Origin of the sequence: Acinetobacter sp. UBA801 (assembly GCA_002296655.1) — a bacterium.
Lineage (GTDB): Bacteria > Pseudomonadota > Gammaproteobacteria > Pseudomonadales > Moraxellaceae > Acinetobacter.
The window spans coordinates 1-21,686 of the sequence record DBIN01000056.1 but is presented as its reverse complement, the minus strand read 5'-3'; the positions used below and the strand labels follow the sequence as shown (position 1 = coordinate 21,686).

20 protein-coding genes are annotated in these 21,686 nt (G+C 43.0%); 17 read left to right on the top strand and 3 right to left on the bottom strand.

Going from position 1 to position 21,686, the window contains the following annotated elements:
• Positions 1-102: 102 nt before the first annotated feature.
• Complete coding sequence (locus B2W49_RS11175) at positions 103-1,458, bottom strand: amino acid permease (protein ID WP_291341336.1); 1,356 nt, start codon at positions 1,456-1,458, stop codon at positions 103-105.
• 321 nt (positions 1,459-1,779) lie between these two features.
• Between B2W49_RS11175 and prpF the strand changes: the two genes are divergently transcribed.
• Both prpF and B2W49_RS11165 read left to right on the top strand, forming a co-directional pair.
• Positions 1,780-2,970: a 2-methylaconitate cis-trans isomerase PrpF gene (prpF, locus tag B2W49_RS11170; protein ID WP_291341305.1), complete on the top strand. Its 1,191-nt coding sequence runs from the start codon at positions 1,780-1,782 to the stop codon at positions 2,968-2,970.
• A 164-nt stretch (positions 2,971-3,134) separates the two neighbouring features.
• Positions 3,135-4,070: a polyprenyl synthetase family protein gene (locus B2W49_RS11165; RefSeq protein WP_414630601.1), complete on the top strand. Its 936-nt coding sequence runs from the start codon at positions 3,135-3,137 to the stop codon at positions 4,068-4,070.
• Between the two features lie 230 nt (positions 4,071-4,300).
• Here the strand turns inward: B2W49_RS11165 and B2W49_RS11160 are convergent, their stop codons facing one another.
• Entirely contained in the window at positions 4,301-4,657 is a 357-nt protein-coding gene (locus B2W49_RS11160) for a hypothetical protein (RefSeq protein ID WP_096901797.1), read from the bottom strand.
• A gap of 440 nt (positions 4,658-5,097) precedes the next feature.
• Between B2W49_RS11160 and ndhC the strand changes: the two genes are divergently transcribed.
• The 15 genes from ndhC (at position 5,098) to B2W49_RS11085 (ending at position 21,304) form a co-directional block, all read left to right on the top strand.
• Positions 5,098-5,643 carry an NADH-quinone oxidoreductase subunit A gene (gene ndhC / locus B2W49_RS11155; protein ID WP_291341303.1) on the top strand — a complete coding sequence of 182 codons (546 nt, stop codon included), beginning with the start codon at positions 5,098-5,100 and terminating at the stop codon, positions 5,641-5,643.
• 6 nt (positions 5,644-5,649) lie between these two features.
• Positions 5,650-6,327, top strand: a complete 678-nt coding sequence (locus tag B2W49_RS11150; protein ID WP_004975447.1) for a NuoB/complex I 20 kDa subunit family protein — start codon at positions 5,650-5,652, stop codon at positions 6,325-6,327.
• A gap of 85 nt (positions 6,328-6,412) precedes the next feature.
• Positions 6,413-8,200: an NADH-quinone oxidoreductase subunit C/D gene (gene nuoC, locus B2W49_RS11145; protein ID WP_070155070.1), complete on the top strand. Its 1,788-nt coding sequence runs from the start codon at positions 6,413-6,415 to the stop codon at positions 8,198-8,200.
• A gap of 14 nt (positions 8,201-8,214) precedes the next feature.
• Positions 8,215-8,724 carry an NADH-quinone oxidoreductase subunit NuoE gene (gene nuoE / locus B2W49_RS11140; RefSeq protein ID WP_291341299.1) on the top strand — a complete coding sequence of 170 codons (510 nt, stop codon included), beginning with the start codon at positions 8,215-8,217 and terminating at the stop codon, positions 8,722-8,724.
• Entirely contained in the window at positions 8,721-10,058 is a 1,338-nt protein-coding gene (gene nuoF / locus B2W49_RS11135; RefSeq protein WP_104852364.1) for an NADH-quinone oxidoreductase subunit NuoF, read from the top strand. The genes nuoE and nuoF overlap by 4 nt, the downstream gene beginning before the upstream one ends.
• An 11-nt stretch (positions 10,059-10,069) precedes the next feature.
• Positions 10,070-12,754 (top strand): NADH-quinone oxidoreductase subunit NuoG, encoded by a 2,685-nt coding sequence (gene nuoG / locus B2W49_RS11130; protein ID WP_291341296.1) that lies wholly within the window; start codon positions 10,070-10,072, stop codon positions 12,752-12,754.
• 3 nt (positions 12,755-12,757) lie between these two features.
• The gene (gene nuoH / locus B2W49_RS11125; RefSeq protein ID WP_234114635.1) at positions 12,758-13,777 is read left to right on the top strand and encodes an NADH-quinone oxidoreductase subunit NuoH; all 1,020 of its coding nucleotides are present in this window, start codon (positions 12,758-12,760) and stop codon (positions 13,775-13,777) included.
• 18 nt (positions 13,778-13,795) lie between these two features.
• Positions 13,796-14,338, top strand: a complete 543-nt coding sequence (nuoI, locus tag B2W49_RS11120) for an NADH-quinone oxidoreductase subunit NuoI (RefSeq protein WP_004975460.1) — start codon at positions 13,796-13,798, stop codon at positions 14,336-14,338.
• Entirely contained in the window at positions 14,338-14,856 is a 519-nt protein-coding gene (gene nuoJ, locus B2W49_RS11115) for an NADH-quinone oxidoreductase subunit J (protein WP_171062597.1), read from the top strand. The genes nuoI and nuoJ overlap by 1 nt, the downstream gene beginning before the upstream one ends.
• A complete protein-coding gene (gene nuoK, locus B2W49_RS11110; protein WP_291341291.1) occupies positions 14,856-15,164 on the top strand; it encodes an NADH-quinone oxidoreductase subunit NuoK in 309 nt (102 codons plus the stop codon). The genes nuoJ and nuoK overlap by 1 nt, the downstream gene beginning before the upstream one ends.
• Positions 15,161-17,056, top strand: coding sequence for an NADH-quinone oxidoreductase subunit L (nuoL, locus tag B2W49_RS11105; protein ID WP_291341289.1), 1,896 nt, complete (start codon positions 15,161-15,163; stop codon positions 17,054-17,056). The genes nuoK and nuoL overlap by 4 nt, the downstream gene beginning before the upstream one ends.
• Before the next feature lies 1 nt (position 17,057).
• Positions 17,058-18,671, top strand: coding sequence for an NADH-quinone oxidoreductase subunit M (gene nuoM / locus B2W49_RS11100; RefSeq protein WP_004975471.1), 1,614 nt, complete (start codon positions 17,058-17,060; stop codon positions 18,669-18,671).
• 3 nt (positions 18,672-18,674) lie between these two features.
• The gene (gene nuoN / locus B2W49_RS11095) at positions 18,675-20,168 is read left to right on the top strand and encodes an NADH-quinone oxidoreductase subunit NuoN (protein ID WP_291341286.1); all 1,494 of its coding nucleotides are present in this window, start codon (positions 18,675-18,677) and stop codon (positions 20,166-20,168) included.
• Between the two features lie 126 nt (positions 20,169-20,294).
• Positions 20,295-20,930 carry a uracil phosphoribosyltransferase gene (gene upp / locus B2W49_RS11090; protein WP_180060379.1) on the top strand — a complete coding sequence of 212 codons (636 nt, stop codon included), beginning with the start codon at positions 20,295-20,297 and terminating at the stop codon, positions 20,928-20,930.
• A gap of 80 nt (positions 20,931-21,010) precedes the next feature.
• Positions 21,011-21,304 carry a cold-shock protein gene (locus B2W49_RS11085; RefSeq protein WP_236162523.1) on the top strand — a complete coding sequence of 98 codons (294 nt, stop codon included), beginning with the start codon at positions 21,011-21,013 and terminating at the stop codon, positions 21,302-21,304.
• A gap of 140 nt (positions 21,305-21,444) precedes the next feature.
• Here the strand turns inward: B2W49_RS11085 and B2W49_RS11080 are convergent.
• The coding region (locus tag B2W49_RS11080) for a transposase domain-containing protein (RefSeq protein WP_291331358.1) at positions 21,445-21,686 on the bottom strand (242 nt) is incomplete at its 5' end.

Genomic DNA, 21,686 nt, shown 5'->3' with positions numbered 1-21,686 from the left:
GTAACGCTTTATTTAGGGGCAAAAGGGTATGTTGCACTTAAAAGCAAAAAGTTACTGCCGAAGCAATAACTTTTTAGTTGTTAGAAATATATGCTGTATAAATTAAGATTTTTTAGCATTCAGCACTTTAAATAAAATGTACATCAAAACCACCCACACAGGAATTATAATGACTGATTCTTTAAAGCCTTGAGTCCACATAATGTATAGCACCACAGCAATGAAGGCCAACACCAGATAGTTACTGAATGGCGACCAAAGTGCAGGGAACTTGGTTGGAACAGCCAATTTTTTCAAAGTACTGCTGAATTTTAAGTGGGTTAAACTGATCATTGCCCAGTTTAGAACCAAAGCACCAACCACAATGTACATGAGGTGGCTTAGGGCTTCTTCTGGTACAAAGTAGTTCAATAATACACAGCCAAAAATCAACACTGCAGAGAATAGGACGGCTGGGATTGGCACACCTTGTTTATTCACTTTTAGGAAAATTTTTGGTGCGTTACCTTGTTTGGCTAAACCAAATAGCATACGGCTGTTGGCATACATCCCACTGTTATATACAGATAGTGCCGCAGTCAAAATCACGAAATTCAGTAAGTGAGCTGCCCATTCAATGCCCATTTGACTAAAAATCATCACGAATGGACTTTTATCTAACCCACCTAAATCTAACTGATTCCACGGCACTAATGACAATAGAATGGTGAGTGAGCCGATATAGAAAATCAGAATACGGAACACAACTTGGTTAATGGCTTTAGGAATGGTTTTTTCAGGATCTTGTGCTTCTGCGGCTGCCATACCAATCAACTCAATGCCACCAAAAGCAAACATGAGGAATGCTAACATAAAGAACAGACCTTCAAAGCCATTCGGGAAGAAACCACCATGTGCCCAAAGGTTGCTGAATGATGCGGTTGAATTGGCATCTGCAGAAAGTAAGAGATATAAACCAAAGACAATCATTGAAATCACAGCAGCGACTTTAATGATTGCTAGCCAAAACTCTGATTCACCGTAAAACTTTACATTGCCCAAGTTAATAATGGTAATTACAATGAAAAAGAACAGTGCCGAAGTCCAAGCAGGAATATGGGGCCACCAATAGTTAATATATTTAGCCACTGCAGTAAGTTCTGCCATTGCCACCAAAATATACAAAATCCAGTAGTTCCAACCTGCTAAAAAGCCGGGGAATTTACCAGCATATTTATAGGCAAAGTGACTGAATGATCCTGCAACGGGCTCATGAACAATCATTTCCCCCAATTGTCGCATAATTAAAAATGCAATAAGACCACCAATGGCATAACCCAAAATAATAGAAGGGCCAGCAGATTGGATGACCTGCGCGGAACCTAAGAATAAGCCAGTACCAATTGCGCCACCCATGGCAATCAATTGAATATGGCGGTTCTTTAAGCCACGCTGAAGTTGTGAAGACTTGTTGTTCAAAGTATTCAGCCCGACAATGAAAAAGTGACAAGATTGTAATAGATCAAATTTCATTAGCCTAGTAGCTAGGTAGTTATGAGTTAAATTTATGTAAATTATAAAAATAAGTTTATTGGTTTTTTATTTTAAAAATTAGTATAATCAATATATTAATTTTATTTCTACCTTATAAATCAAGATGACTGGTTAGGGTAAATTTTACCAAATGTTGTTTTTTTATACTTAAGTCAAGACCACGATACCTTTTGAATAAAAACCGTTATCATGCAAAAAGGTCTTTTTATATGGCCATAACAATCAGAAAACAAGGGAATAAAATTCATGCGTTTTGCACCACAAGTTAAAATTCCAGCGACTTATATGCGCGGCGGTACCAGTAAAGGCGTATTTTTTAAACTTGATGATTTACCTGAAGCAGCGCAGCAGCCAGGGAGAATTCGAGATCAAATTTTATTGCGCGTCATTGGCAGTCCAGACCCTTATGCCAAGCAAATTGATGGAATGGGCGGTGCAACTTCAAGCACTAGCAAAACGGTAATTCTGGCGAAAAGTACGCAGCCTGATCATGATGTTGATTATCTGTTTGGACAGGTTTCAATTGATCAGCCTTTTGTAGATTGGAGTGGTAACTGTGGCAACCTCACGGCTGCGGTAGGTGCATTTGCCATTAGTAATGGTTTGGTCGATGCCAGCAAAATTCCAGAAAATGGTGTGTGCACAGTACGCATTTGGCAAAAAAATATTGAAAAAACCATTATTGCGCATGTACCTATGACCAACGGTCAGGTGCAGGAAACGGGTGATTTTGAGCTGGATGGCGTGACATTCCCAGCAGCAGAAGTACAAATTGAATTTTTAGACCCTGCCGATGATGGTGACGAGGGTGGGGCAATGTTCCCTACGGGCAATGTCGTGGATACTTTGGATGTGCCAAATATTGGAACATTTCAAGCTACATTTATTAATGCGGGTATTCCAACAATTTTCCTAAATGCAGAAGATATTGGTTATACCGGTACAGAATTGCAAGATGCGATTAATGGTGATGCACAGGCATTGGCACGTTTTGAAACCATTCGTGCTTATGGCGCTAAACAAATGGGGCTGATTCAGGAAGTTACTGAAGCTGAAAAACGCCAGCATACGCCAAAAATTGCCTTTGTTTCTGCGCCAAAAAGTTATTTATCTTCAAGTGGCAAACAGATTCAGGCTGAAGATACAGATTTGTTGGTACGTGCATTGTCGATGGGTAAACTACACCATGCCATGATGGGCACAGCAGCAGTGGCGATTGGTACAGCTGCAGCTATTCCAGGAACACTGGTTAATTTGGCTGCAGGCGGGGGCGAGCGTGAAGCTGTTCGTTTTGGACATCCATCGGGTACGCTTCGCGTTGGTGCACAAGCCGTGCAGGAAAATGGACAGTGGCAAGTGAAAAAAGCGGTAATGAGCCGTAGTGCACGTGTCTTGATGGAAGGCTGGGTGCGTGTGCCTGCTGAAACACTCGAATAAATTGGTCACGAACCTGATGTTTTAAATTTAAACAAAATTCAGCCTCTATTTCGATAGGGGCTTTTTTGTAGCTGAAATACTATATCGGTGCAGTTAAGGCTTAAAAAAAATTGAATTATGGGTACAATGCTGCAACAGACAAGGCAGCTTACTGCTTATCAGACATGAACCAACAATTCGAGGCGAATGTGTCATCACTTAACGATTTACAGGCGCATGCATTAACCGCAGCCCAACAACGTATTCAGCAAGACTTGCTCACCGCTTTAGAGGCCTTTGCATTGCCAGAACCGTTAAAGTCCGCTGTGCATCATGCGGTCATGTTGGGTGGTAAGCGCGTGCGTCCTGCTTTGTGTTATGCCACAGCTGCGTTAAGACCTAATCAGAACTATGCAGCAGTACGCCGTGCTGCGGTTGCGATTGAACTCATTCATTGCTACTCATTGGCACATGATGATTTGCCATGTATGGACAATGACTTATTGCGTCGTGGCCAACCGACATGTCATGCAGCGTTTGGTGAAGATACTGCGTTGCTGGCAGGTGATATTTTGCAGTCGATGGCATTTGAGATTTTAGGCAGCCGTTTGTTTGATCAGTCTGCTGCGGTAGATCAGGGGATTGTACTTAAGCAGATGCAAATTTTAGCCACAGCATCTTCAAAAATGGTGTGTGGTCAGGTTATGGATTTACAATCTGAAGGCAAACAAGTCGATCAGGCGACTTTGGAAAGTATCCATCGTAATAAAACAGGTGCCTTGATTTCTGCTGCAGTGATGATGGCTGCTGTGACCGTGTTTGATGGACGAGATAAAGCGATTCCGCAATTGCGTGAATATGCGCAGGCGATTGGTTTGGCCTTTCAGGTACAAGATGATATTTTAGATATTATTTCGGATACAGAAGTATTGGGTAAAACTGCAGGGAAAGATCAAGAAGTTGAAAAGTCGACCTATCCTGCACTCATGGGCTTAGAAAAAGCACAGGCTTACGCACAAGAATTGCACGATCAAGCTTTTGCTGCGTTGGCATATTTTAAAACTGATACCGTCTTAGCATTACAGCAGATTTCAGAGTTTTTATTGTCACGTAAAAGCTAAATTATTTTAGATAGGGAGCTTGTGGCTCTCAATACCTAAAAGCGAGCAGATGCTCGCTTTTTTGTGCTTTGTGGAAAGTGTTAACCGTTTTAAGCGACATACTAGACTTCTTGCGTTAGTCAAATTTTAAGCAGTCAAAAGCTATATTTTATAAGGTTTTAGCCAATTCAAAAATTAGATAAAACTATACTTTCGCAAGAGGTCTACTTTAATGCAGATTCTATACGGCTTTATTCTTGCAGGGTTGCATCAGGTGGCAAAATTGCTTTGCCTTGTTTTAAGCTGTCTAAAGCCTCACGGTTAAAATCGACCAATAAAGAATTGTTTTGTGGATCAATCGCATAACGACTAATTAATTTTTGATCGCCCTGTAGGGTTTCTAGACGGTATTCATCTGCAATATTCATAATACCGTCTAAATTAATGGTGGCAGATGCTTTGTCTTGGCGAAATAATTCATAAATATCACGCAGGTCAAAAATTGCATTTTGTGCATCAGGATGCTTTTCAAAATAATTTTGCAAATGACGAATAAATAATTGCGCAAACATAAAGTAATTTGGTTTGTGGGTATAGTCTAAGCTCATGTGTTTACTCCTTATTATTCAAATTTTTAATGCTTACTAGGAATAGCACACTCTGGGCGAAAAATTAAAGAAACTCAGGGCTTAAGTTGCAAAAAATACACAAACTTTTGTGTGGCTTAAACTAAGCTGAAACCTGAAGTTGCGAAGATCTCGCTATAAATTTAAAAACTCTGCAACGAAGCGCTCAATTGGTGTTATGGAAAAAATAATCACAACTGATTTATCTATTTATTAAAGCGATTAAGAGCCCTGCGGAGTAGTGGAATTCTAAAATATCAAGTATTTGAATAAAAAATCATCCGAAAGACTAAGACTTATGAACTAGCAAGTGAAATCATAAATCAGGTACAATTGGCGTGATTAATTTTGTGTTTGGTGTATTTGAAGGCCAATACATACATTCTTTGTTAATAAATAGGCCTGCCAGGAGTTATCCCCGCATGAGTGCCATTACTCCATACGAATGGGCAATTATTGCCTTCGTGATCGGCGTTACATTTTTATGCGTCTTTATGCTGACCGTTCCTTTACTCCTTGGGGGTAAATCATGGGGGCGTGCAAAGCAAGAGCAGTTTGAGTCGGGTGTTGTAGGTGCTGGTGGAGCACGTATCCGCTTATCTGCAAAGTTCTATTTGGTTGCAATTTTCTTCGTTGTTTTCGACTTGGAAGCACTTTATCTATACGCATGGGCAGCTTCTGTTCGTGAAGTAGGTTGGGTGGGCTTTGTAACGGCTGCTGTATTTATTTTAGTTTTACTCGTTGGCTTAATTTATGAATTATCAACTGGTGCGCTGAACTGGGCTCCATCTGATAAGCGTAAAGCAGCAGGGATTAAACCTAAAATTGGGTCGCCAAATATGGATCTTGCAGAAATCACACGCTTTAACTCAATTGAAGAATTGGTTATGGACCCTACCGGTCAAATTCCAGCTCAATCCTCTGGTCGTGTAAAAAAATCTGCGACTACCTCATCTGACAAGGAGTAACTCGGGATGAAATATACCTTAACCCGTGCGAATCCCGATGCTGATCAATATCCACTTCAAGAGCGTCAAATCGTTACAGATCCGCTTGAAGAAGAAGTGAATAAAAATGTGTTCATGACTCGTTTAGAGGACTTGGCACATACAGCAGTAAACTGGGGACGTAAGAACTCAGTTTGGCCGTTCAACTTTGGTACATCGTGCTGCTACGTAGAGTATGCAACGACCTTAACAGGCGTGCATGACTTGTCACGTTTTGGTGCCGAGGTTATTCGTGCTTCACCGCGTCAGGCAGACTTGATGATTGTTGCAGGTACGTGTTTTGTGAAAATGGCACCTGTAATTCAGCGTTTGTACGAGCAAATGCTTGAGCCTAAATGGGTTATCTCAATGGGCGCATGCGCAAACTCAGGTGGTATGTACGACATTTATTCAGTTGTACAAGGTGTGGATAAAATCATTCCTGTGGATGTGTATATTCCAGGTTGCCCACCACGTCCTGAAGCATTAATTCAAGCATTAATGTTATTACAAGACCAAATTCAATTAGAGCGTCGTCCGTTGTCTGCGGTGATTGGTGATGATCTTAAGCCAGTGTATAAGCCGAAGATGATGCCAGAACGTGACCGTAAGAATGCACAGCGTATTGCGGTGAAAAACTTACGCTCTATGGATGAAATTAAATAATTTAAACGTACAAATATTGATGCACCCGAGGGGTGTAGTTGTCGTTTAGGTTGACTGAATTTGTATTAAATAGGAAGCCAAGCCAATGGCTGAAACTGACATTGCTATGCCAGAATCAACAGCAGTTGATTCACGCCCAGCATTTGCAATTGTAGAAGAGCTCAAAACCAAATTTGGTGAGAACTTCTACGTGCAAACGACTTTTGAAGATTTTCCAACAGTCTGGGTTGAGCGCGCACGTGTACAAGAAGTTTTAATGTTCTTGCGTACAGTGTCACGTCCATACGTGATGTTGTTCGATTTGTCTGCGGTAGACGAGCGTTTACGTACTCACCGCGACGGTCTACCTGCGTCTGACTTTACTGTGTTCTATCACTTGTTATCGCTTGAGCGTAACACGGACATTCGTATTAAAGTTGCCTTGAATGAGAGTGATCTCAATATTCCTACAGCAACCAACATTTGGCCAAATGCCAACTGGTACGAACGTGAAGCTTACGATATGTTTGGTATCAACTTCGAAGGGCATCCAATGCTCCGTCGTATTTTGTTGCCAACATATTGGGAAGGTCACCCGTTACGTAAAGAGTATTCTGCACGTGCAACGGAATATACCCCGTACATGCAGAACCAAGCCAAACAAGACTTCGAGCAGGAACACCTACGCTTTGTGCCTGAAGATTGGGGCTTAAAGCGCGGTAATAAAGACGAAGACTTCATGTTCTTGAACTTGGGTCCTAACCACCCATCTGCACACGGTGCGTTCCGTGTAATTTTGCAGTTGGATGGTGAAGAAGTGAAAGACTGTGTGCCAGATATCGGCTATCACCACCGTGGTGTGGAAAAGATGGCTGAACGTCAAACTTGGCATTCATTCATTCCTTATACAGACCGTGTGGACTACCTAGGTGGTTGTGCCCAAAACATGCCGTATGTGATGGGTGTGGAGCAACTGGCAGGTATTACTGTGCCAGATCGTGCACAATGTATTCGTGTAATGATGTCGGAATTATTCCGTATCAATAACCACTTATTGTTCATTGGTACTGCAATTCAGGATGCGGGCGGTATGACCCCTGTATTCTATATGTTCGCAGACCGTCAAAAAATCTACGATGCGATTGAAGCCATTACTGGTTACCGTATGCACCCAGCATGGTTCCGTATTGGTGGTACCGCACACGACCTACCAAACAACTGGCAGCACCTGATTCGTGAAATCTTGGAGTGGATGCCAAAACGTATGAATGAATACTACACTGCGGCATTACGCAACTCAGTATTCATGGGTCGTACGCAAGGCGTTGCACAGTATGATGCGAAATCTGCTTTGGCGTGGGGTGTAACAGGTACTGGTCTACGTGCAACAGGTATCGACTTTGACGTGCGTAAATACCGTCCATACAGTGGTTATGAAAACTATGACTTTGACGTGCCAGTAGAGTACGAAGGCGATGCTTACGCACGTGTATTGGTACACTTCCGTGAAATCGAAGAGTCATTGAAAATCATCAAACAATGTCTAGATAACATGCCTTCTGGTCCATATAAAGCAGACCATCCATTGGCTGTTCCACCACCAAAAGACAAGACATTACAAGATATTGAAACCTTGATTACGCACTTCTTAAGCGTGTCTTGGGGTCCTGTAATGCCTGCTGGTGAAGCATCTGTAATGGCAGAAGTGGTGAAAGGTGCATCTAACTATTACTTGACTTCAGATAAGTCGACGATGAGTTACCGTACCCGTATTCGTACACCAACTTTCACGCATTTACAGCAAATGCCTTCTGTGATTAACGGCAGTCTGGTATCTGACTTAATCATTTATTTAGCGACCATTGACGTCGTAATGGCAGACGTGGATCGCTAAGGGGTAAACGCATTATGATGATTTTGACTGATAAAAAGCCACGTGTGAATGTTGAAGGGATTTTAACTACAGAAGAAATCCATGAAATTGAACATCACATTGGCCATTATCCGTACCCACGTGCAGCATCTTTGGATGCCTTGAAGTGTGTACAGCGCCGTAATGGCTGGGTAGATGACGCGCAGTTAAATGCAATTGCACAGCTTCTCACCATCAGCGTTGCTGATTTAGAAGGTGTTGCAACTTTCTATAACCGTATTTATCGCCAGCCTGTAGGTCGCCACGTGATTTTATTGTGTGACTCGATTGCATGCTTCCTGATGGGTGCAGAAACACTGGCAGAAGCATTCCAGCGTGAATTAGGCATTCAGTTTGGTCAAACGACTGCAGATGGTCGTTTCACGTTATTGCCAATTTGCTGTTTAGGGAATTGCGACAAGGGGCCAACCTTGATGATTGATGAAGATACTCACGGTTTAGTTGAGGTGACATCGGTGCAACAGTTATTGGAGAAGTATGTATGAATACCGAACCAAGACCAATTTATGGTGACGGTAACCCAGAAACGCATCCATTAACTTGGCGTTTAAGCAAGCAAGAGCACGTGCGTAATGCAGATGATTACGAAGCGCTAGAAGGTTATGCAGGCTTTAAGAAAGCGATTTCTATGCCGCCTAAAGATGTGCTTGAAGTGATTAAAGCTGCGACAGTAAAAGGTCGTGGTGGTGCAGGCTTCCCAGCAGGGATCAAATGGTCACTGATGGCGCCAAACGACAATTCTGGTCCACGTTACCTGATTTGTAATGCCGATGAGATGGAACCAGGTACTTTTAAAGACCGTTTGTTGATGGAAAAACTTCCTCACCAACTGATTGAGGGTATGTTGATTGCAGCTTATACGCTTGAAGCTACACACGGTTATATCTTTATTCGTGGCGAATATATCGAAGCTGCACAGTACTTAAATGAAGCAATTGAGCAAATTCGTGCTAAAGGTTATTTGGGCGAAAACATTTTGGGTACAGGTTGGGGCTTTGAGCTATACGTGCACACAGGCGCAGGTCGTTATATCTGTGGTGAAGAAACTGCATTGATTAACTCGCTTGAAGGTCGCCGTGCAAACCCACGTACTAAACCACCATTCCCGCAAGTTGCAGGGGCATGGGGTCGTCCAACGATTGTCAACAACGTAGAAACCTATAACAACTTACCTGCAATCATGTTACGTGGTGCAGAGTGGTATATCGGTTTATCTGCAGGCAAATCGAAAGATCCTGGCACAAAAATTTACGGGGCTTCTGGTAAGGTGAAATTCCCAGGTCTATGGGAACTGCCATTTGGTACGACTGCACGTGAAGTGATTGAAGACTATGCGGGTGGCATGCGTGATGGCTTGAAGCTAAAAGCATGGTTACCGGGTGGTGCATCTACTGACTTCTTGGCGGCAGAACACATTGACTTGCCAATGGATGCAGAGAGCATCATGAAAGCAGGTTCACGTTTAGGTACGTGTTTGCTGATGGTGGTCGATGAAACCCAATGTATGGTTTCTGCAACCCGTAACTTAGAAGAATTCTTTGCGCGCGAATCATGTGGTTTCTGTACGCCATGTCGTGATGGCTTACCATGGGCTGTGAAAGCACTCAAAGCAATTGAGAATGGGGAAGGAAAAGAAGAAGACATTCAACATCTTCAAGAACTCACCAAAAAATTGTGGATTGGTAAGACCTTCTGTGCTCACGCACCAGGTGCGATGGAGCCATTAATGGGCGCACTCAAATATTTCCGTAGCGAGTTTGAAGCAAAAGTGGCAAATAGCCGTCCTGCTGCTCAAGCTAGCAACGTAGAACAAGCTTAAGGAATTCGACTATGGCTACAATTCATGTCGATGGAAAATCGTACGAAGTCAATGGCTCGGAAAACTTGCTGCAAGCATGTTTGAGCCTTGGGATCGACATTCCGTACTTTTGTTGGCATCCATCCTTAGGTTCTGTCGGTTCTTGCCGTCAATGTGCCGTGACCCAATATGCGAACCCTGAAGATACTCGTGGTCGCTTGGTGATGTCATGTATGACACCTGCTGCTGACAATACCTATATCTCTATTGAAGACAAGGAAGCGACTGAGTTCCGTGCTTCAATTGTAGAGTTCTTGATGACGAACCACCCGCACGACTGTCCAGTCTGTGAAGAAGGTGGTCACTGTCATTTACAAGATATGACTGTAATGACGCAGCATGACCGTCGTCGTTACCGCTTCACCAAACGTACGCACTATAACCAAGAGCTAGGTTCGTTCATTGCACATGAAATGAACCGTTGTATCGCATGTTATCGTTGTGTGCGTTACTACAAAGACTATGCAGGTGGTACAGACTTTGGCGTTTATGCCAACGCATCACGTGTTTACTTTGGTCGTCCTGAATCGGGTACTTTGGAATCTGAATTCTCTGGTAACTTGACTGAAGTATGTCCAACAGGTGTATTTACCGACAAAACGCACTCTGCACGTTATAACCGTAAGTGGGACATGCAGTATGCGCCAAGCGTATGCCAAGGCTGTTCTTCTGGCTGTAACATTTCTCCAGGTGAGCGTTATGGCGAATTACGTCGTGTAGAAAACCGCTTTAACGGTGAAGTTAACCAATACTTCCTGTGCGACAAAGGTCGTTTCGGTACAGGTTATGTGAACCGTGAAGATCGTCCACGTCAGCCACAGTTCCGTAATGGTGCGAGTGTAGAAACCGTTTCTGTAGATACTGCACTTGATACGATTATTGCCAAAGTTCAAGGCAAAAAAGTTTTGGGTATTGGTTCGCCACGTGCATCGCTTGAATCAAACTTTACTTTGCGTGAGTTAGTGGGTCAAGACAACTACTCAACGGGCTTATCGCAAAAAGAGCAAAACTTGGTAGAGCTTGCAGCTTCAATCATGCAAACCGAAGGTATTTACAACCCAGGTATGCGTGAAATTGAAGATTACGATGCTGTGTTAATTTTGGGTGAAGATTTAACCCAAACTGCACCACGTATGGCGTTGTCTGTGCGTCAAGCGGCGAAAAATAAAGCCAAAGAAATGGCGGCAGAGCGTCGTACCCCAGACTGGTTGGCTGAACCTGTACAACGTATTGCGCAAGATGCAAAATCACCAATTTACATTTTGGCTGCAACACAAACCCGTTTAGCTGATGTCGCAACTGGTGAAGTGGTTGCTTCTCCAAACGATATTGCACGTTTAGGTTTTGCGATTGCAGCTGCAGTAGTAGGCGATGTAATCACTGGTTTAGATGACGATGCTAAAGCATTTGCACAAACTATTGCCGACACGTTAAAAGCTGCGAAAAAGCCATTGGTGATTTCAGGTACAAGCTTACAAGAAGCTGCCATTATGGAAGCGGCTGCACAAGTGGCACAAAACTTGGGCGCAAATGCAGGTTTAAGCTTAACTGTGCCAGAAGTGAACTCAATGGGCTTGGCTATTTTTGGTGGTCAAAGCTTAGAGCAAGCATTTGCACAAGATTATGATGCTGTGATTGTGGTTGAAAATGACTTATACCGTCGTTTACCTGCGGCACAAGTTGATGCCGCTTTGGCTAAAGCACAAGATGTCATTGTGTTAGATCATTCTGAAACAGCAACTGTGCAAAAAGCCAATATCGTACTTTCTGCAGCAAGCTTTGCGGAAGGTGATGGTACGGTGGTGAGTCAGGAAGGTCGTGCACAACGCTTCTTCCAAGTTTATGACCCAAGCTACTACAAACCTGAATTGGCGATTAAGGAATCTTGGCGCTGGTTACACGCGCTTGAAACAGGCTTAAAAGGTAAAGCAATTTCCTGGACTGTTTTAGATGACGTGATTGAATCTGTTGCGAAAAATGTTCCAGCACTTGAAGCAATTCAGGATGTTGCACCAGATGCAGGCTTCCGTGTACATGGCTTGAAAGTTGCGCGTGAACCACGTCGTTACTCAGGTCGTACAGCTATGCGTGCGCCGTTATCTATTCACGAGCCGAAACAACCTGTCGATGTCGATTCTGCATTAACGTTCTCTATGGAAGGTTATGTAGGTAATCAAACGCCAGCGGCACTTGTACCATTTGCATGGTCTGCAGGTTGGAACTCGCCACAAGCTTGGAACAAATTCCAAGACAGCGTAGGTGGTCACTTAAAAGGTGGCGACTCAGGTATTCGTTTATTCGACCGTTTGGCAAAACGTCCTGCACGTAGCTATGTTGCACCTGCACCAGTGCTTGCTAATCCAGACAGCTTCCGTTTAATTCCAATGCATCACATTTTTGCATCGGGTGAATTTACGGTGAAAACACCTGCAATGGAATCACGTATTCCTGAAGCAGTATTTGCTGTAGGTACGCAGGATGCACAGCGTTTGAATCTACAAGATGGTCAAAAAATTACTGTACAAACAGGCGAAACATCTATCGTGTTGCCAGTGCAAGTGATTGAATATTTACCTACAGGTTATATTGGCTACCCAATTGGTCTCGCACCAACGGTATCTCTTGCTGAGCCTGTTTCAGTCGCGGTAGGAGTGTAATTCATGCAAGAAGAATTAATCCGTCAGACGCCGCTGTGGGCTGAGAACTGGCCAATTGCCTATTCAGTCATTCAAGCGATTGTCATCTTACTGGTTGTAGTATTGATTGCTGCACTCATGTCTTTTATTGAGCGTCGTTTACTGGGCTTATGGCAAGACCGTTATGGTCCGAACCGTGTAGGTCCAGGCGGTATGTTCCAGATTGTTGCCGACATGCTGAAAATCATGTTCAAAGAAGACTGGACACCAAAATTTGCCGACAAACTCACGTTCCGTATGGCACCAGCGGTTGCAATGGCAACTGCGGTACTGTCATTCATGGTTATTCCTGTGTCACCTTATTTAGGTGTGGCAGACATGAGCATTGGCCTGTTGTTCTTTATGGCAATGGCAGGTATCGCAGTGTATGCGGTGTTATTTGGTGGTTGGTCATCAAATAACAAATACGCATTACTTGGTGGTTTACGTTCAGCTGCTCAAACCATTTCTTATGAAGTTTTCTTGGGTATTTCACTCATGGGTGTGGTTGCAATTGCAGGCTCATTCAACATGCGTGAAATTGTTGAAGCGCAACGTGATGTTTGGTTTGTGATTCCACAATTCTTAGGTTTCTTGATTTTCGTGGTTGCGGGCGTTGCGGTAACTCACCGTCACCCATTTGACCAACCAGAAGCAGAACAAGAATTGGCTGAAGGTTATCACGTTGAATATGGCGGTATGAAGTGGGGGATGTTCTTCGTTGCAGAATATGTCAACGTGGTACTGATCTCTGCACTTATCGTGACTTTATTCTTCGGTGGATGGCTTGCGCCGTTTAACCTTGAAATTCCATTCATTCCAGCAGCTTTCTGGTTCATTATCAAAACAGCATTCTTTGTGATGATGTTTGTCTTGGCACGTGGTTCTTTAATGCGTCCACGTTATGATCAAGTGATGAACTTTGGTTGGAAAATTTGCTTGCCATTGGCGCTTGTTAACCTTTTGGTAACTGGTGCTGTGATTCTTATGAATCATTCGGCCTAAGACAGCAGGGAGAACAATATGTTTAAGTTTCTAGCTGGGTTTGGGTCAATTGTACGTTCACTGTGGATGGTTTTCTCACACGTGACACGTAAACGTGACACCATTTTGTATCCGGAAGTACCAGCCGAAGAAATTGTACCTCCACGCTTCCGTGGTCGTATTGTGTTAACACGCGATCCAGATGGCGAAGAGCGTTGTGTAGCATGTAACCTCTGTGCAGTTGCCTGCCCAGTAGGTTGTATTTCACTGCAAAAAGCAGAACAGGAAGATGGTCGTTGGTATCCAGAGTTTTTCCGTATCAACTTCTCACGCTGTATTTTCTGCGGTATGTGTGAAGAAGCATGTCCAACGACTGCAATTCAGTTAACACCTGACTTTGAGTTAGGTGAATATGTGCGTCAAGACTTGGTGTATGAGAAAGAACACTTACTCATTTCAGGTCCTGGTAAATATCCTGACTACAACTTCTACCGCGTAACCGGTATGGCTGTTACAGGTAAAGACAAAGGTCAAGCGCAACGTGAAAGCGCACCTATTGATGTACGGAGTCTATTACCATGATGTGGCCGTTTTATTTGATGGCACTCGTGGCCATTGTTTCTACGGTTCGTGTAGTGACTAACGCGAACCCAGTACATGCTTTACTAAGCTTGATCGTGTCATTACTTGCTGTTGCAGGTATGTTCATGATCGTGGGAGCGCCATTTGCTGGCGCCTTGGAAATCATTGTTTATGCGGGTGCGATCATGGTCTTGTTCGTATTCGTGGTGATGATGCTCAACCTCGGTCAGCAAACTGTTGAACAAGAGCGTAAATGGTTGACTTCATCAACTTGGGCTTACCCAGCGTTGATGAGCTTCCTGATTGGTTTGGTTTTAGTGTGGTCATTAAGCTCAGACTACACTGCACCAAGCGCGCTTATGGGCACAGAGATGGTGGGTCCAAAAGCAGTGGGTCAAGCACTCTTTACTCAGTACTTATTGTTGGTTGAAGTTGCCGCAATGTTATTACTTGCAGCCTTGGTTGCAGGCTTCCACATCGGTAAACGTGAACCAAGTGCAGAAGAGGAAAAAGAATAATGGGCAACATCCCTTTAGAACATGGTTTGATTGTCGCGACCATTCTTTTTGCACTTGGTTTTTACGGTGTAATGGTGCGACGCAACCTACTATTTATTTTAATGGGCCTTGAAATCATGATGAACGCTGCTGCATTTGCGTTTGTCATGGCTGGTAGTGCATGGGTACAACCAGATGGTCAGATCATGTTTATCTTGATCTTGACACTTGCTGCGGCAGAGGCGTGTATCGGTCTTGCGATCGTCCTTCAGTTCTATCATCGCTTCCATCATTTGGATGTGGATGCTGCTAGTGAGATGCGCGGATGAGTTATTTATATCTAACAGTATTGTTTCCGCTCATTGGTTTTATCCTTTTAGCGGCAGGGCGTAACAACTTACCTGAAAAAGTTGCTGCGATTATTGGCGTAGGTTCAGTAGGTCTGTCTGCATTATTTGCGTTAATTGCAGGCATGGACTTTGTAAACAACGGTTCGGTTGCAACGACTCAATATTTATGGACTTGGTTCAATGTTGGTGGTTTTGCACCTGAGTTTAGCTTGCACCTAGACGGTTTATCTTTGCTCATGCTAGGCATGATTACAGGCGTGGGTTTCTTAATTCACATCTTTGCATCATGGTATATGCGTGGTGAAGAGGACTTCGCACGTTTCTTCTCTTACTTCAACTTGTTCGTTGCGAGCATGTTGCTGTTGGTACTTGGCGATAACTTGGCGTTATTGTTCTTAGGTTGGGAAGGTGTAGGTCTGTGCTCTTACTTGCTGATTGGTTATTACTACCAAAACCCTGCAAATGGTTTTGCTGCAATCAAAGCATTTACCGTAACACGTGTGGGTGACGTTTTCCTACTGATCGCGTTGTTCTTGTTGTATCAACAATTCGGTACTTTGAACACACAATACATCGTAGAAAATGCAGCCAATGTAATGACTCAAAGCTCGTCTATCACTATTTGGACAGCGTTAATGTTGTTCTTGGGTGCTGCGGGTAAATCTGCGCAAATTCCGTTACAAACTTGGTTAGCAGATGCGATGGCAGGTCCTACACCTGTATCTGCATTGATCCACGCTGCGACCATGGTCACTGCGGGTGTTTATTTATGCTGCCGTATGTTCAGCGTATTTGAACTTGCGCCTGAAGTGATGTTATTCATTTCAATTACAGGTGCTGTGACCTTACTGGTTGCTGGTTTTGCAGCATTGGTTCAAACCGACATCAAACGTATTTTGGCTTACTCAACCATGAGTCAGCTAGGCTATATGTTTATGGCAGTTGGTGCAGAAGCATACCAAGCGGGTTTGTTCCACATGCTCACTCACGCATTCTTCAAGGCATTATTATTCTTGTCTTCTGGTGCGGTGATTTTGGCTTACCATCACGAACAAAACATTTTCAAAATGGGCGGCTTGTTCTACAAGAACAAATTCCTGTTTGTATGTTTCGCAATTGGTGGCGGTGCATTGGCAGCGATTCCATTCTTGACCATTGGTTTCTTCTCAAAAGACGCTATTTTGGCAGCAGTTTGGACGCAAAGTCATATTGCAGGTATTCCGCTATATAACACCTTATATTGGGTGGGTGTAGCTGGTGCATTCTTAACATCAATTTATACATTCCGTTTAATTTGGGTTGTATTCTTCGGTAAAGAAAACACACCGTATCACGAGATCAAAGGCGCAACTTATTGGTTCCCATTGGCAGTACTTGCCGTACTTTCAACTGGTTTAGCAATTGTTTTAAAAGCGCCAGTGATGAGCATTCTCAATGCAGCAAAAATCCCAGCATTTGTGATTCCTGAAGCATTAGAAGCAGGCGCACATGGTGCAGAGTATGTTGCAATTGGTGTGGCTTTGGCAGGTTTAGCTGTAGGTGTTGTGTTATTTGCCTTTGCTTACAATGCGGTAAAAGGATTCGCACAAACTTCATTGGGTGCAGGTCTTGCCAATATTTGCCGTAATGCACTTGGTTTCGATGCGTTGTATGACATCGTATTTGTAAAACCATACTTGCTGATTGCCAAACTATTAGGTCGTGATCCAGTGGATGCTATGTGGTTAATACTGCCTGCACTGGTGAAAGGTGGTCATAGCTTTACAAGTTCACGTCAAACTGGTTCATTACGTGAGTACGCATCGAGTATGGCACTTGGTGTGGTGGTCTTACTAATGATCTTGATCGTGATTCAGGTCGTGGGGAAATAAGATGGATACTCCAAACAATTTAATTCTACCCGCGCTGATCCTTGTTCCGTTCATTGCAGGTTTTATTTGCTGGTTGGTCGATAAACTCGACGATAAATTGCCGCGTTACATTGCTTTAGTAGGCATGCTCGTTACTTTGGGCTTAACTGTCGCATTGTGGCAAGGTGCTAGCTATAACTATGAATTAGGCGCTCAAGTTCCAACTTGGTCGGCTGAATTTATGTTGCCTTGGATTCAAACACTAGGCATCAACATTCACTTAGCGGTGGATGGCTTATCTTTACTCATGGTGGGCTTAACTGCATTACTGGGTATTTTGGCGGTAGGCTGTTCATTTGGTGAGATTCAAAAGAACGTTGGTTTCTTCCACCTGAACCTTTTATGGTCTTTGGGCGGGGTAATTGGTGTATTCCTTGCGATTGACTTGTTCCTGTTCTTCTTCTTCTGGGAGATGATGCTTGTACCAATCTACTTCCTGATTGCGTTATGGGGTCATAAAGGTTCAAATGGTCGTTCACGTGTTTATGCTGCAACCAAATTCTTTATCTACACGCAAGTTGCTGGTTTAATCATGTTGATTGGTATCTTAGGTCTAGTGATCTATGGATACATGATGTCAGGTACGATTTCATTCAACTACAACTATTTATTGGCTGTAGCGAATACACTTGATGCACAGTTACCAGCAGTCGCTTATGCCTTCATGATCTGTTTATTCATCGGTTTTGCGGTAAAACTTCCAGTTTTCCCATTACACGGTTGGTTACCAGATGCACACGCACAAGCGCCTACAGCGGGTTCTGTCGACCTTGCAGGTATTTTGATTAAAACTGCGGCATACGGTTTATTACGTTTCGTAATTCCATTCTTCCCAGCGGCTTCTGCTCAGTTTGCTGACATTGCCATTATTTTGGGTTTAATTGGTGTGTTCTACGGTGCGTGGTGTGCTTTCCAGCAAACCGATATGAAGCGTTTACTTGCCTATACCTCAATTTCGCACATGGGCTTCGTATTACTTGCAATTTATGCAGGTAATATCCTAACTTACCAAGGCTTAATGATCATGATGTTGGCACATGGCTTGTCATCTGCTGCATTGTTCATTATGTGTGGTCAAATTTACGAGCGTGTACACACACGTGACATGCGTTTAATGGGCGGTATTCGTGGTCAATTCCAATACCTTTCATTCTTCCTCATGTTCTTTGTGGCTGCGTTAGTCGGTATTCCTGGTTTAGGTAACTTTATTGGTGAATTCCTAATTTTAATGGGTTCATTTGAACAGTTTCCAGCCTTCACAATTATTGCGGCAATCAGCTTAGTTTTTGCAGGTGTTTACGGTTTAATCCTGATTCACAAAGCCTTATTTGGTGTACCAAATGAAGAGCAAAAACAGCACTATGCAAATCCGTTAAAAGATTTAAATGCACGTGAAGTTGTGATCCTTTCAATTTGTGCGCTGGGTCTAGTATGGCTTGGTCTGTATCCACAAACCTTCCTTGATATTTCAAATTCAAGTATGGCGTGGTTAGCAAATAGCTACATCCCTGTTCAAGAAGTAGTTGAAGTTACTCAAGAAGTAACAGCTCAACTCGAAAATGTGGAGATCCAATAAGCCATGAACTTCACAATGTCATTTTCTGAGCTTATGCCTTTAGCTCCTGTGATGATCGTGGCTTTAACTGCGATTGTCGTGATGATCCTTACTGCAATTAAGCGTAACCATAACTTAATTGCTACAGCATCAGTAGTGGGTTTGAACCTCGCTGCTGCTTACTTATTACTCATGATGTTTGGCGGGAATTTTGCTCCTGCCAGCGTGATGGGCATGTTTATGATTGATCCGTTCACCTTGTTATATCAACTGGTGATTCTGATCGCAGCATTGGCATGTTCTACTTTGTCGCATGCGTATATTGAAACGTATAAAGACAACCGCGAAGAACTCTACATTTTAATGTTATGTTCTGTAGTGGGCGCTATGTTAATGGTGTCAAGTTCGCACTATGCATCGTTCTTCATCAGCCTTGAGTTAATGTCAATCCCTATGTATGGCTTATTGGCATATACCCACCAGCGTTCTAAATCTTTAGAAGCAGGCGTGAAGTACTTGGTATTGTCTGCAACTGCATCAGCAATGTTGCTTATGGGCATGGCGTACGTTTATGCGTACACAGGTTCATTGTCGTTCTATGACTCTGTACAAGCATTAATGCAAAATATCCAACAGCCATTGGTGATTTTAGGTTTAGGCTTAATTGTCTTTGCTGTGGCATTTAAACTGTCTTTGGCACCATTCCACAAATGGACACCAGACGTTTATGACGGTGCACCTGCACCAATCGCAACTTTCCTTGCGACTGTAGCTAAAGTAGCAACCATTGGTTTGTTTGTGCGTTACATGTTGGGTTCAGGTGCAATCCTGATCGACTCGATTGTAACCATCATGAGCATTATTGCCGTGCTTTCAATTTTGGTGGGTAACTTCCTTGCTGTACGTCAAGTGAACTTGAAACGTATTTTAGCTTACTCATCAATTGCACACTTTGGTTATTTGTTGATTGGTTTAATCAGCATGACTTATGCAAGCTTGGGCAATGTCAGCGTTTATGTGATTACCTATGTCTTGACGACTATTGGTGCGTTTGGTGCAGTGGCATTAATGTCTAGCCCATACAACAACGTAGCAGAAGCAGAAAGCTTGGCTGACTACCGTGGTTTGTTCTGGCGTCGTCCAGTATTGACTGCTGTACTAACCGTGATGATGCTTTCTTTAGCTGGTATTCCACTCACTGCAGGCTTCATTGGTAAGTTCTTGGTAGTGATGGCTGCGGTAACGACTCAGCATTGGTTCTTAGCTGCGATGATCATCGTAGGTTCAGGTATTGGTTTGTACTATTACTTGCGCGTTATGGTGGTGATGTATATGACACCACCAGACGAACCAAAAATGGACGCTGTCGATCATTGGGGTCAAAAAGTGGGCGGTATTATGGTATTGGCTGCAGCTTTAGCAGTATTGGTGATTGGTGTTTATCCAGACCCAATTATCAAAATTGCGCTGGAAGCTGAAATTTTATCACCAATCCATTTCATGCTGTCACACCAATAATTTGAAAGAAGTTTAACTTTCAGTCAAAAAGCCTTCATAAATTGAGGGCTTTTTGGTTTATATACACAATAAAAACAGCATATAATAAAATGATATTTGCTTTTCTTTCCTTTTAGGTGTTCTCCCGTGGCTATTCATGAAATCCGACATCCGCTTATTCGTCATAAATTAGGGCTATTACGTCGTGCTGACATCAGCACAAAAAACTTCCGTGAATTGGCACAAGAAGTCACGATGTTGCTGACTTATGAGGCGACCAAAGATTTGCCAATGGTCGAGCACGAAATTTCGGGTTGGAATGGTGCGGTTACTGTAGATCGTATTGCAGGTAAAAAAATTACGGTTGTGCCAATTTTACGTGCAGGTATTGGCATGTTGGATGGTTTCTTGAACCTAATTCCAAGTGCTAAAGTGTCTGTACTTGGCTTGGAACGTGATGAAGAAACTTTAGAAGCGCGTACGTATTACAAAAAATTAGTACCAGATGTACAAAATCGTATCGCGATGATTATTGACCCTATGCTTGCCACAGGTTCATCTTTAGTGGCAGCGATTGATTTGCTCAAAGCCAGTGGTTGTAAAGACATTCGTGTGATGGTTTTGGTTGCAGCACCAGAAGGCATTCAACGTGTAGAAGCCGCACATCCAGATGTGGTGATCTTTACTGCATCGGTCGATGAAGGTTTAAACCAAGACGGTTATATTGTGCCTGGCTTGGGTGATGCAGGCGATAAAATCTTTGGTTCGGTACAAAAAGATTAAGCTGAATGTTGGTGAAAAAGAGGCATTAACTGCCTCTTTTTTATATACTCATATAAAGTGCAGCTCGAAAAGGTTAAGCCATGAAATCTGAACAATATCAAGGGAAAATCAAACAATACAATGCCGAAAAAGGCTATGGATTTATTGCCGCACCTGAAGGTGAAGTGTTTTTCCATATTTCGGATTTTCCTGCGGCTGTAGGCGAGCCAAAGCGCAATGATCGGGTTAAATTTAATGTGGTTCAAAATGGTGATCGCTATAAAGCCATTAATATTGAACCTATAGAAGATAAATCCAAGAAAGCGAAAAAAGCCAAAGCAGTTGCCGCAAATACGTCGATTACGTCTGCATTGTTATCCAACTTAAAGCGTTAATTTAAATGTTTTCATGAACAGAAAAGGGGCATTTCCGCCTCTTTTTTTGTAGAATAATCAAAAATTAACGTGAAAAGAGTAATTTATGTTTATAGAAGGGAAAATAAAAAGTAAGCGTCCGCTGAATCCCATACCAATTTTTAATTCAATTTAGGTTTCCAGCAGTGTGGCAGTAACTCTTCAATCTGGGTCACTTTATGTGTCGGTAACCTTTTCAGCACATCACTTAAATAGGCATACGGATCCAGCCCATTCAGCTTTGCTGACTGGATTAACGTCATGATGTTTGCCGCTCGCTGACCACTGCGCAGCGAACCTGCAAACAGCCAGTTCTTGCGCCCCAACGCCCAGGGACGCATCTGATTCTCGACCCAATTATTGC